The organism is Streptosporangium sp. NPDC000509 (assembly GCF_042898365.1).
Taxonomy (GTDB): Bacteria; Actinomycetota; Actinomycetes; order Streptosporangiales; family Streptosporangiaceae; genus Streptosporangium.
Map to the genome: position 1 here is coordinate 66,552 of NZ_JBIAYX010000001.1, position 12,545 is coordinate 79,096.

The window sequence follows — 12,545 nt, forward strand, 5'->3', positions numbered from 1 at the left end:
GACCTGGAGCGGAAAGGCGCATTTCCAGAGTTGAATACATTCCGTCGGAACCCGGTCACGGAATGTCACCGACCGGCCGCTCACGTCCATATTGCTTTCCGCAACGGTCCGCCCCTATTGTTGCCCCCGACGGCCGCCGGCCCATTTCCCGCTTTTCATTGCCCGGCCGCAGGTCACTTGATATCCCGTGACCCGAAATAAATCGGATAAGCCGTCTTCCGCTGCCAGAAGGCCGTTGTCCGGGATCGTCGATGAGTTAGGGGACGTGTGCGTACATCCAACATATTCGTCAGGAGTCTCGGCGTTTATGTGCCTGACAGTGTGAGCGTCGAGCAGGCGGTTCGTGAGGGCTGGTACCCGGCCGAGGAGGTCGAGAGGTTCCAGCAGATCGGCGCGGCGGTGGCCGGCGACATGCCCGCGCCCGAGATGGCACGGCTCGCGGTCCTGGACGCGTACGACCGCTGGGGCGAGTCCTCCCCGCGCGACCTCGACCTGCTGCTCTACCCGTCTGTCTGGCACCAGGGCCCGAACGGCTGGCAGCCCCAGCACTACCTGCAGATGCACCTCCTCGGTGGGAACGTTCCCGCGTTCGAGATCCGGAGCGGCTGCGTGGGGATGATCAGCTCGCTCGAACTGGCGGCGAGCTATCTGCAGGCCGACGCGGACCGGGAGACGGCGATGGTCGTCTCCTCGGACAACCACGGCACCCCACTGGTGGACCGCTGGCGGATGACCCCCGGGGCGCTGATCGGCGACGCCGCGGCCGCACTCCTCCTCGGCAAGGACTACGGCATGGCCGAGCTCCTCTCGGTGAACGCGACGGTGATCCCGGAGGCCGACGCGGTCAACGACGGCGCCTACCCCCTGTTCCCCCCGGACGCCACCGTCGGCAGAGGGCTGAGCTTCGGCGACCGGCACGAGGAGTTCCGCCAGAGGCTGCTCAAGAAGCAGGGAACCGGGATCCACCTCACGATCCAGAAGACGATGATGCAGCAGGTCGAGAAGACCCTGGACGAGGCGGGGATCGAACTCTCCGACATCACGCGGGTGGCGTTGCCGCACGGCCGCCGCGAGGACCTGGACGGGCAGATGTCCTGGCTGGGCATCGAGGAGGACCAGACGACATGGGACTACGGAAGGCGGGTGGGCCACTGCGGCGCGGTGGACCAGTTCATCGCCTTCGAGCATCTCGTCGCGACCGGCGGGCTCGTGGCCGGCGATCACCTGCTCACGGTCGGGTTCGGCTCGGGAACGTCCGTCGCCGCGGCGGTCTTCAGGGTCCTGGCCACCTCTCCCGTCACGACAGGGGCACGCGCATGACCGATCTCACGCGAAGGCTGGTCGACTTCATCCAGGAGAACCTCGTCCTGGACGGCGACGACATCAAGGTCGACGAGACGACCCCGCTCCTGCTGTCGGGGCTCCTGGACTCCCTGCGGACCGCGCGGCTGCTGAACTTCCTCCGCAAGGACATCGGCGTCCCGATTCCCGCCGCGAGGCTCGACCCGGAGAACTTCAAGGACGTCGTGACCATCGTGGCGATGGTCGAAGAACTCGAATCCGTCTAGCTGGCGAGGGCAGAGTCATGCAGTTGGCGGACACCTACATCAGCGGGGTGGGAGCCTTCCTCCCCCGCACCGTCGTCAGCGTCGAGAAAGCCGTCGCCAAAGGCTGGTACCCGGCGCAGGAGGCCGAGCTGCACAACCTGGCCGGGGCGGTGGTGGCCGGTGACGTACCGGCTCCGGAGATGGCCCTGCACGCGGCGCGGAGCGCGCTCAAGCGCAGCGGGCGCGCGCCGGGCGACCTGGATCTTCTCCTGTACGCCTCGACGTGGCACCAGGGTCCCGACGGCTGGCCCCCGCACTCCTACCTGCAGCGTCACCTCGTCGGCGGGGACGTCCTGGCCACCGAGATCCGGCAGGGCTGCAACGGGATGTTCATCGCCCTGGAGCTCGCGGCCGGCCACCTGGACGCCGTACCCGGCAGGCAGGCCGCCCTGCTGGTCGCCGCCGACAACTACGGCACCCCGCTGATGGACCGGTGGCGGATGGGCCCCGGCTACATCGGCGGGGACGCCGCCGCCGCGCTCGTGCTCACCAAGGGGACGGGTTTCGCGCGCCTGACGTCGGTCTGCACGACGACGGTGACCGAGGCCGAGGAGCTCCACCGGGGCAGCGAGCCTCTCTTCCCTCCGGGCGTCACGGTCGGGCGCCGGATGAGCTTCGCCGCCAGGAACGAGCAGTTCAGGCAGCAGGTCATGCCCAAAGGCGAGGCCACCACGGCGCTGTTCAAGATCCAGCGGGCGCTGATGGAGGTCGTCGAGCGCGCGTTGACCGAGAGCGGGATCGAGGCCGGCGACCTCACCCGGGTGGCGTTCATGAACTACTCGGAGGAGATCGTCGAACAGCGGTGCATGGCCATGCTCGACCTTCCCATGTCCCGCTCGACCTGGGACTACGGTCGCACCATCGGCCACTGCGGCGCCGCCGACCAGACCCTCTCCCTCGACCACCTGCTCCTGACCGGGCAGCTGGGCCCCGGCGACCACGTGCTGATGCTCGGCACCGGGCCGGGAGTGACCGTCTCCGGCGCCGTCATCAAGATCATCGACAATCCTCAGTGGGTCTGAAGTGGGTCTGACCGAAGGGAAACGAACGCAGATGGCCGACAGTACGCGCGGAGTCCAGGTGGAACCAGTGGCGGTGATCGGGATCGGATGCCGCCTTCCCGGCGACGCCCGCTCACCGGACGAGTTCTGGGACCTGCTGCGTGCCGGCCGGAACACGACCGGGCCGCTGCCCGCGGAACGCTGGCGCCCGTACGAGAACCGAAGCCCCGAGCACGCCGCCTCGCTGCGCGACGCCGTACGTCACGGCAGCTTCCTCGACGACATCGAGGGCTTCGACGCGGAGTTCTTCGGCCTGTCGCCCCGCGAGGCCGAGCTGATGGACCCGCAGCAGCGGATCCTGATGGAGACCGCGTGGGAGGCCCTGGAGAACGCCGGCCTGCCGCCGCACAAGCTGACCGGCACCGACGCCGGGGTGTTCGTCGGGGTCTGCACCGCCGACTACGGAGGCCGCCTCCTCGAGGACCTGCCCCAGATCGAGGCGTGGACCGGGATCGGTGCCGCGACCTGCGCCGTCGCCAATCGCATCTCCTACTCCCTGGATCTGCGCGGCCCCAGCATGGCGATCGACACCGCCTGCTCGGCGTCGCTGGTCTCTCTGCACCTGGCCGCCCAGAGCCTGCGGCTCGGCGAGAGCGACGTCGCTCTCGCCGGCGGCGTGAACCTGCTGGTCACCCCGGGTCAGACCCTCACGCTCGGCACGGCGGGAGCCCTCGCCCCCGACGGGCGGTCCAAGTCGTTCGACGCCTCGGCCGACGGCTACGGACGCGGCGAGGGCTGCGGCGTGGTCGTGCTCAAGCGGCTGTCGGACGCCCGGCGCGACGGTGACCGGATCCTCGCGCTCGTCATCGGCAGCGCCGTGAACCAGGACGGGCACACCAACGGCATCATGGCGCCGTGCGGACAGGCCCAGGAACACGTGATGATCCGGGCCTGCCGGCAGGCGGGCATCGCACCGTCCACCGTCGACTACATCGAGGCGCACGGCACGGGCACCCGGCTCGGCGACCCGCTTGAGGCGGGAGCGCTCTCCTCCGTGTACGGCACGCCGCGGCCCCCCGGCGACCCGTGCCTCGTGGGCTCCGTGAAGTCCAACATCGGTCACCTCGAGGGCGCCGCCGGCATCGCCGGCGTCATCAAGGCGGTGCTCGCCCTCCACCGCGGTGAGATCCCGCCGAGCGTGCTGGACACCCTGAACCCGGCCATCCCGTGGGAGACCTCGGGCCTTCGCGTGGTGACCGAGCAATCGGCCTGGCCCGAGCGTGACCACCCCCGCCGGGCGGGCGTCTCCAGCTTCGGGTACGGCGGCACGGTCGCGCACATCGTGCTCGAACAGGCCCCCGCGGCCCAGGAGGTCCCCCGGGGCGAGGAAGGCGGGGAGCGGCTGTTCCCGCTGTCGGCCGCCTCGGAGCAGGCGCTGCGGCAGTACGCGGGCAAGCTCGCCGACCGCCTCGACCAGGGACTCGGCCAAGGGCTCGACCTGGCGTCGGCGGGGCACACGCTCGCGCTCCGGCGCACCCATCTGGCCCGTCGCGCCGTCGTGATCGGGGCGGACGAGAACGAGCTCGCGGCCGGTCTGCGCAGGCTCGCCGATGACGTGCCCGCCGAGAGCGTCATCACCGGTGACGTGCTGCCCGAACTCGGCCCCGGGCCGGTCTGGGTCTTCTCCGGCCAGGGCTGCCAGTGGCGCGGAATGGGGCGGGAACTGCTCGCCGTGCCGGAGTTCGCGTCCCTCGTCGACGAGGTGGAGCCGATCTTCGTCGAGGAGATCGGCTTCTCGCCCCGGCAGGTCCTCGCCGACGGCGATCTCGACACCATCGACCGCGTGCAGACCATGATCTTCGTGATGCAGCTGGGCCTCGCCAGGCTCTGGAACGCGTACGGGGTCACTCCGAAGGCCGTCATCGGCCACTCCGTCGGCGAGATCGCGGCGGCGGTGACGGCCGGCGCGATGACCGTCGCCGACGGCGCCCGCCTGATCTGCCGCCGCTCCCGGCTGCTGCGCCAGGTCGAGGGCGAGGGGGCGATGGCGATGGTCGACCTGTCGTTCGAGGAGGCGGCGGAGCGGCTCGCCGGCCGTACCGACCTGGTGGCCGCGATCTCGTCGGCCCCCGGCTCCACCGTGCTGTCCGGCGACGTCGCCGCGGTCGAGGCGGTGGTGAACGAGTGGCCCGCCGAGGGCATCGTGGTGCGGCGGGTGGCCTCCGACGTCGCCTTCCACAGCCCGCACATGGACCCGCTCGCCGTCGAACTCGCCGCCGCCGTCGCCGATCTCTCGTTCGGCGCGCCTCGCGTCCCCATGTACACGACCGCGCTGGCCGACCCCCGGTCGACGCCCGTCCTGGACGGCGCGTACTGGGCGGCGAACCTGCGCGACCCCGTGCGGCTCACCGCGGCGACGACGGCCGCGGCGCAGGACGGCCACCGCGTGTTCCTGGAGATCTCCCCCCACCCCGTGGTCGCGCACTCGGTGACCGAGACGCTCTCGGAGAACGGGTTCGACGACGTGTTCGTCGGCACGTCACTGCGCAGGAACCAGCCCGAGTCCTCGACCTTCCTCGTCGCGCTGGGCACGGCGCACTGCCACGGCGTCGAGGTGGACTGGAGCCGGCTGCAGCCGTCCGGCGGCCTGGCCGACCTGCCGCCGTACGCCTGGCAGCACCGCCGCCACTGGCGCGAGGCGTACACCGGGGACGACAACCGGGGGCACGACGTGCACTCCCACACCCTGCTCGGGGCCGGGACCGGCCTCGCGGGCAGCCGGACCCGGGTGTGGCGGACCAGCCTGGAGGACGCCAACCGGCCCTACCCGGGCAGCCACGCCCTCAACGGGGTCGAGATCGTGCCCGCCGCCGTGCTCGTCAACACGTTCCTGCACGCGGTCGAGGACGAGGACGTCACACTCACCGACGTGGAGATGATGCATCCGCTGATGACCGCGGAACGCAGGCAGATCCAGGTCGTGCACGAGCCTCCGGCGGTGCGGCTCGCGGCCCGTACCCCGGCCGGTCCCGACGAGCCGGAACCCGCCTGGCTGGTGCACGTCACCGCGGACGTGGCCGCCCCTGGCCAGGTGAAACCCGACATGCTGCCGGACGCGGACGCTCTCACCCCGATCGATCCCGGGTTCGTGCACAAGCGGCTCGCCACCGTCGGCGTGCCCTCGACGGGCTTCGACTGGACGATCGAGACGCTGCTGAGCGGGGACGGCGTGCTGCGGGCCACGGTCCACACCGGGGAGGCGGAGGGCTGGACGCCGGCGCTGGACGCGGCGATGTCCGTGGCCCCCTGCGTGTTCCCCGGCGATCCGGTGCTGCGCATGGTCGTGCACATCGACGAGATGACGCTGACCGGCGCGCCCCCCTCGACGGTGATCATCGACGCGGCCGTCGACCTGGCCGCCGAGGACACCGTCCGGGTGCTCCTCGCCGACGTGGACGGCCGGGTGGTAGGACACCTCACCGGACTCCGCTATCCGGTGATCGACGCGCCCGCCCCGGCCGAGGAGGATCTCGGTGGGCCCGCGGAGTCGTTCTCCGGTCTGGCGCCCGAGGACCTGCGCGAGCGTGTCCTGCCCGAGATCCGCGCGGAGATCGCCGCCGTGATGAGGCTCGCCCCCGAGGACCTGGCGATCAGGCGTCCCCTGGTCGAGCAGGGGCTCGACTCGGTGATGACCATCATGGTCCGGCGACGTCTGGAGAAGCGCTTCGGCCGCCGTCTCCCCGCGACCCTGCTGTGGCAGCAGCCCACCATCACCGCGATCGCGAACCACCTGGTGGAGCTTCTCACGGCTCCGGGACCGGAGGTGGCGACGGAGACCGCCGCCGAGAGCGTGCTCGCGATCGGAGGCTGAGGCCGCCGGCCGGGTGGCCGAGAGGGATCCCTCTCGGCCACCCGGCTAGCGCGTGCGGTGCGGGGGGGACGGCTCAGTCGGACATGCGGGCCGCGCACGGACAGCGAGGCGTCGGGAGACGGCGAGAACCTCGACCTGCGGACGTGAGGGGGAAAGGCCCGGTCAGGACCGCTTTCCGCCTTCGGATCGCCCTCCGGAGCGGCCGCTCTCCGAACGTCCACTCTCCGGGCGCCCCTTGGAATGCCCGGCCTTGACCTGGATGCGTCGCCCCTGTCCCTGGGTGGCCTTGGGGATCCGCAGGGTCAGGATCCCCTCCTCCATCGACGCCTCCACGCCCTCCTGGTCCACGTCGGAGGGGAGCGAGGTGTGGAAGTGGAATCGTCCCGTCCGAACCCGCAGCGCGTTGGAACTTCCCTCTTCCTTGTGGACCTCGCCGTTGACGCACAGTTCGCGGCCGTTGATGGAGATCTCGACGTCCTCGGGTGAGATGCCGGGCATCTCCAGCCTGGCGAGGTAGGCGTCGTCGATCTCGTCGATCTCGGCGATCGGCATCCACGGGCGTTCCGCCTCGCCCTCGACCGTCGGCCGGGTCAGCAGTCCGAGCTGGCTGAACAGGTCCTGCATCTCCCCGAAGGGGTCCCTTCGCAGTATCGCGAACGGCTCGACCCCGTGCATGTGGCCGCCCCTGGTGCGCCTCATCGGCAATGTCATGACATCCCCCTGCTTACGCTTGAATCAGGCTCCTCGTCCCCCACGAGGGAACCTCGGCCGCAGCAGGGCAACGGCCCGCGCGGCCAGTAGCACAGCGCTACCGCGTAGTGACAGATACCCGACAAAGGTCGCGACTACACTCGCCGCCGACCCCACCCGCCCCGCCGGGCGGCGTCCCCGGTGACCTCCACCGGGTCACCTCTCGGGCTCCCCCTCCTCGGCCCGGTAGGACGTGGTCCAGGTGGCACCGCATCGGCAGTGGGACAGCACGAGCAGCTCGCCCCCCTCGGTCACGGTCATGTCGCGATTGAGGCGGACGTGAACATGCGTGCTCATGACGGGTGGACCTCCACTTGATCATTGGTTCCGGCCGGTCCTCGGCCGCGAATCCCCCGGCGCCGTCGAGGGCCGCGGTCACGCCGCCCGGCCCGGGGAGGTGATGTCTTTCCGCACCACATACACAAAGTATGCGATTTTAGGATAAAAGCGATGATTGTCCATCTTTGGACCATGGGCCCGTGTCCTCCAGGAAGGAGGTCGACCGCCGACGAACGCGGCGATTCCCCGCCCCGCGCTCGCGAAATTTTTTTCATATGGTAAAAGCATGTTCTTCGAGCCCCCATCGGCACAGGAAGAAGCACTCCGCCCGCCCAAACTCGGGCCGCCCGCCTGGTACGCCCCGCCCGCGGAGGAGATGGGCGCGGCAGTGACCAGCGATCTACTGCTCGCCCGCACCCCGAACGTCGCCGTCACCCTGCCGACGATCCGGGCGTTCACCACCGGATGCCTGTTGGACGTGGAGATCGTCATGAGGCGGCGTTCCCTGCCCCCCGACGACTTCCAGGCCCTCCAGATGTCCGTGTTCCCCCACATGATCTCCAGCGTGAGCGCCCGCGGGTTACCGGACAACCTGCTGCGGTTCGGCGTCCGCTTCGCCGACGGCACCAAGGCCACCACCGTCGGGCAGAGGTTCGACCTGGCAAGGCTCCCGCAGGATCCGCCCGCGAGCCCACAGCTCTCCTGGCTGCTCGGAGGCACGTCCCTGCGTAGCGGCGACAATGACGAAGGGAGTCTCTTCAACATAGGACTGTGGCTCTGGCCCTCACCGCCCCCGGAGACCTTCGAACTCGGCGTGGAGTGGCCCGATGGCGGGATCGAGCTGAGCATCACCACCCTGGACGGCGCGGCCATCGTGTCCGCCGCCGAGCGATCGGTCCCGTACTGGCCCGACCCCCCACCGGGCGGCTGACCCGCTCCCGGCGTGAAGGCCGAAGCACGGCGGACGATTTCAACGGCCCCTGACCTGCGCGGACCTCCACGAGTCCCGCTCGCCGCCCTCCCGGCCACGGCACGCACTTGACCGGGAGGACCCACCGCCCCCGAGAACCTCGGACCCGCCGCCCAGCCGGGGCGACGGAGCCTTGACGATCCGGCCGGCGAAAAATCGTTCGCATCCTCCTGACACCCTGCGTCACCATTGCCATAACCGAGGGTGTTCGGAGGGGCGGATGGCCGTGCTGGAATCACTCGATTCTCCAGAAGACAGACCGTCTCCCCGGAGGTCGGCCGTCCTGCTGGCGCTGCGGTACTACAACCGGGAGCTGCTGAGGCAGTGGCGGGTCGCCGTTCCCGCGCTCACCCTGCCCGCGTTGGGCAACACCTGCCTGTTCTATCTCGCCCCGCTCGCGGTGGGCGCGATCGTGGGGCGCCTGTCCGATGGCGGGGACGACGACGTCGCCGCCCTCATGCCGTACGTGCTCGGCTTCGGCGCGACGCTGCTCGCCGGGGAGGTGCTGTGGCGGGTGGGCATTCACTTCCTGAACCGTACGGACGCCCGGGGTGTCGAGTGGCTCGGGGTGATGGCCATGGACAGGCTGCTGGCCAAGGACGCCGCGTTCTTCCACGACAACTTCGCCGGCTCGCTGACCAAGCGGGTACTGAGCTTCTCCGGCGGGTTCGAGAACTTCGTGGACACGCTCACCTTCTCGATCATCGCCAAGGTGGTGCCGCTGGCCTTCGCCTCGGTGGTGCTGTGGCGGTATCACCCGCTGCTGGTCTTCGCCCTCCTCGGCCTCATCGTCGTCACGGGCCTCGTCATCGCCCCGCTCATTCGCCGTCGCCAGAGACTGGTGGACCAGCGTGAGGCCGCGAAGGTGCGGGTGTCCGGGCACATCGCCGACGTGCTGGCCAACATGGAGACGGTCCGCGCGTTCGCCGCCGAGGAGCGCGAGGCCGCGAAGCACCGGGCGCGGGTCGCCGAGCAGCGCGGGCTGACGCTCCGCTCCTGGGACTACGCCAACCTCCGGGTGGACACCGTCATCGCCCCGCTCTCGATCCTCACCAGCACCCTCGGCCTGCTCCTCGCCATCACCCTCCGCGGCGGCCTGGGCGTGGAGGCGATCGTGGTGACGTTCAGCTACTACACGACCTCGATCAACATCATGTTCGAGTTCAACCAGATCTACCGTCGCATGGAGAGCGTGCTCACCGAGTCCGCCCAGTTCACCGAGCTCCTCCTCACCCCGCCGGCAGTCGTCGACCCCAAGGACCCGCAGCCGCTGCGCCCCGCCGACGCCGGCGTCCGGTTCGAGCGCGTGACGTTCGCGCACTCCGGCAATCCACCGCTGTTCGACGGCCTGGACCTGCACATCCCCACCGGCACCAAGGTCGGCCTGGTGGGCCGGTCGGGCGGCGGCAAGACCACCCTCACCCGGCTGCTGCTACGCCTCATGGACATCGAGGGCGGCCGGATCCTCATCGGCGGCCAGGACGTCACCCGGCTCCGCCAGGCCGACCTGCGCAGCCTGATCTCCTACGTCCCGCAGGAGCCCGCCCTGTTCCACCGGTCGTTGCGCGACAACATCGCCTTCGCCCGGCCGGGCGCCACCGATGCCGAGATCCACCGGGTGGCGCGGGCGGCGCACGTCACGGAGTTCGCCGAGACCCTGCCGAACGGCTTCGACACGCTGGTCGGGGAACGCGGCGTCAAACTCTCCGGCGGCCAGCGGCAGCGCGTCGCCCTCGCCCGCGCCATCCTGCGCGACGCGCCGATCCTGCTGCTGGACGAGGCCACGAGCGCGCTGGACTCCGAGAGCGAGACTCTCATCCAGGAGGCCCTGTGGGGCCTGATGCGTGACCGCACCGCCCTCGTGGTCGCGCACCGGCTGAGCACCGTCGTGCGCATGGACCGCCTCGTCGTCCTCGACCAGGGCCGCATCGTGGAACAGGGCGACCACCACGAGCTCCTTCGTGCCCAGGGACCGTACTCCCGCCTGTGGCACCACCAGTCCGGCGGTTTCCTCCTCGAAGAGGACAGCTCGGACGCCGTCCACCGCTGAGAGTCTCACCGTTCGCGTGAAATTTTCACCGGTGTGACGCCGTACTCCCAGAGTGTCAGGGTGGATCGATCACGGTGTTTGAGGTTCCGCGGCCCGCGTGCCTACGGTGCTGACATACGTAAAGTGATTCGGTCAAGGAGGCCATCATGCGCGCCCGCGTCATACCGGCCCTGATTCTGGCTCTGCTCGCGCTGGTCGTCACCGCTCCCGAGGCCCGCGCCCAGGTGGTGGGCGGCTTCGACTTCTCCCGGGCGCAGGTCTCCGTCACGGGCCTCCAGGTTCCCTGGGGTCTGGCGTTCCTGCCGGACGGCAGCGCGCTGGTGTCAGAACGCAACACCGGACGCATCCTGCGGGTGCGGCCGGACCAGACACCCACGGCGGTCGCCACCATCAGCGGGGTGAGCGCCTCGGGTGAGAGCGGTCTGCTCGGCATCGCCGTGTCGCCCACCTACGCCCAGGACGGCTGGGTGTACGCGTACTTCACCAGCACCGCCGGGGACAACCGCCTGGTCAGGCTGCAACTGACCGCGCCACAGACACAGACGGTGATCCTCTCGGGGGTGCCGAGCGCCACCATCCACGACGGCGGCCGCATCGCCTTCGGGCCCGACGGCATGCTCTACGTGGCGACCGGCGACGCCGGCACCACCGCCAACGCGCAGAACCTCAACAGCCTCGCCGGGAAGATCCTGCGGATGACACCCACCGGAGGCGTGCCCTCGGGCAATCCGATCGCCGGCTCCCGCGTCTGGACCTACGGCCACCGCAACGTCCAGGGCCTGACCTGGGACTCCCAGGGCAGGATGTACGCCGCCGAACTCGGACAGAACACCCGGGACGAGATCAACCAGATCGTCGCGGGCTCCAACTACGGCTGGCCGACGTGCGAGGGCACCTGCAACAACCCCTCCTTCCGCGACCCGATCGTCACGTGGACGACCGCCGAGGCGTCGCCGAGCGGGCTGGCCTGGGCCAACAACACGCTCTTCGTCGCCGCGCTGCGCGGCCAGCGCCTCTGGACGGTGCCACTGAGCGGCGCCGGCACCCCCGGCACGCCGCTGGCCGAGTTCCAGTCCACCTACGGGCGGCTTCGCACGGTCGCGGTCGGTCCGGACGGCTGGCTCTGGGTGGCGACCAGCAACCGGGACGGCCGTGGCACCCCGGCGGCGCAGGACGACCGCATCGTCCGCGTCCCACCGGCCACCACCGGGGGCGACACCACCGCGCCGACCGCGCCGGCCGGCCTCGCCGCGTCGGGAACGACCTCCACCGGCACCACCCTGGCCTGGACCGCCTCCACCGACAACGTGGGCGTGACCGGATACGACGTCCTGCGCGCGCCGGGCGCGTCCGGCGGCACCTTCACCCAGGTGGGGACCTCGGCCACCACCTCGTACGCCGAGACCGGGCTCACCGCGAACACCACCTACCGCTACCAGGTCCGGGCCCGCGACGCGGCGGGCAACCTCTCGCCGGTGTCGAACACGGTGACGGTCACCACCGCCCCGGGTGGCGGCGGCCCCGGTGGGTGCTCGGCGACGGGGACCGTCCAGACGCAGTGGTCGAACGGATACGTGATCCAGCCGGTCACGGTCACCAACACCGGCACGTCCACGACCAGTGGCTGGACGGTGACCTTCACGCTGCCGAGCGGCCACGCCGTCACCGGTTCGTGGAACGCCACGCTGACCGTGAGCGGGCAGACCGTCACGGCGAGGAGCGCCGGGCACAACGGCGCGCTCGGCCCGGGCCAGAGCACCACCTTCGGTTTCCAGGCGAGCCGCCCCAACGGCAACACCCAGACGCCGTCCGGCTACCAGTGCACGAGCCCCTGAGTCCTGCCCACGCCTGAGAGAACCGGCACGCCACCGGGGAATCGGTCCCCTGGTGGCGCGCCGATCCCGGTGGGCACGCGCACCCGCCTCGCATCGCCGTGCGAGGCGGGTGCGGTTCGGTTCGTGTTCGACCGGGGCCTCGGCCACCGACGGCCGAGCCCCGTCATCCGCCGCGCTTCGCG

9 protein-coding genes are annotated in these 12,545 nt (G+C 70.5%); 7 read left to right on the top strand and 2 right to left on the bottom strand.

The genetic code is table 11. From position 1 onward, the window contains the following. Window positions 1-309 precede the first annotated feature (309 nt). Genes ACFY3D_RS00145 through ACFY3D_RS00160 form a run of 4 tightly spaced genes read left to right on the top strand, consistent with a single transcriptional unit; the run spans window position 310 to window position 6,479 of the window. Window positions 310-1,320 (top strand): ketoacyl-ACP synthase III family protein, encoded by a 1,011-nt coding sequence (locus ACFY3D_RS00145; protein WP_350947099.1) that lies wholly within the window; start codon window positions 310-312, stop codon window positions 1,318-1,320. Further along, complete coding sequence (locus ACFY3D_RS00150) at window positions 1,317-1,568, top strand: phosphopantetheine-binding protein (RefSeq protein ID WP_389972895.1); 252 nt, start codon at window positions 1,317-1,319, stop codon at window positions 1,566-1,568. Before ACFY3D_RS00145 ends, ACFY3D_RS00150 begins: the two co-directional genes overlap by 4 nt. A 17-nt stretch (window positions 1,569-1,585) precedes the next feature. Beyond that, window positions 1,586-2,629, top strand: a complete 1,044-nt coding sequence (locus ACFY3D_RS00155) for a ketoacyl-ACP synthase III family protein (protein WP_362907116.1) — start codon at window positions 1,586-1,588, stop codon at window positions 2,627-2,629. A gap of 31 nt (window positions 2,630-2,660) precedes the next feature. Then, entirely contained in the window at window positions 2,661-6,479 is a 3,819-nt protein-coding gene (locus ACFY3D_RS00160) for a type I polyketide synthase (protein ID WP_389972900.1), read from the top strand. 162 nt (window positions 6,480-6,641) lie between these two features. Here ACFY3D_RS00160 and ACFY3D_RS00165 read toward each other — a convergent pair whose 3' ends face one another. Continuing rightward, entirely contained in the window at window positions 6,642-7,190 is a 549-nt protein-coding gene (locus ACFY3D_RS00165; RefSeq protein ID WP_350947094.1) for an Hsp20/alpha crystallin family protein, read from the bottom strand. Window positions 7,191-7,385: 195 nt separating this feature from the next. Beyond that, window positions 7,386-7,526, bottom strand: a complete 141-nt coding sequence (locus ACFY3D_RS00170) for a hypothetical protein (protein ID WP_350947093.1) — start codon at window positions 7,524-7,526, stop codon at window positions 7,386-7,388. Window positions 7,527-7,794: 268 nt separating this feature from the next. On the opposite strand from ACFY3D_RS00170, the gene ACFY3D_RS00175 reads away from it, so the two are divergent. The 3 genes from ACFY3D_RS00175 to ACFY3D_RS00185 all read left to right on the top strand — a co-directional run bounded on the left by ACFY3D_RS00175 (window position 7,795) and on the right by ACFY3D_RS00185 (window position 12,363). After that, window positions 7,795-8,439: a hypothetical protein gene (locus tag ACFY3D_RS00175; protein WP_389972903.1), complete on the top strand. Its 645-nt coding sequence runs from the start codon at window positions 7,795-7,797 to the stop codon at window positions 8,437-8,439. A gap of 259 nt (window positions 8,440-8,698) precedes the next feature. Beyond that, entirely contained in the window at window positions 8,699-10,528 is a 1,830-nt protein-coding gene (locus tag ACFY3D_RS00180; protein WP_389972906.1) for an ABC transporter ATP-binding protein, read from the top strand. Between the two features lie 146 nt (window positions 10,529-10,674). After that, a complete protein-coding gene (locus ACFY3D_RS00185) occupies window positions 10,675-12,363 on the top strand; it encodes a PQQ-dependent sugar dehydrogenase (RefSeq protein WP_389972909.1) in 1,689 nt (562 codons plus the stop codon). Window positions 12,364-12,545: the final 182 nt, after the last annotated feature.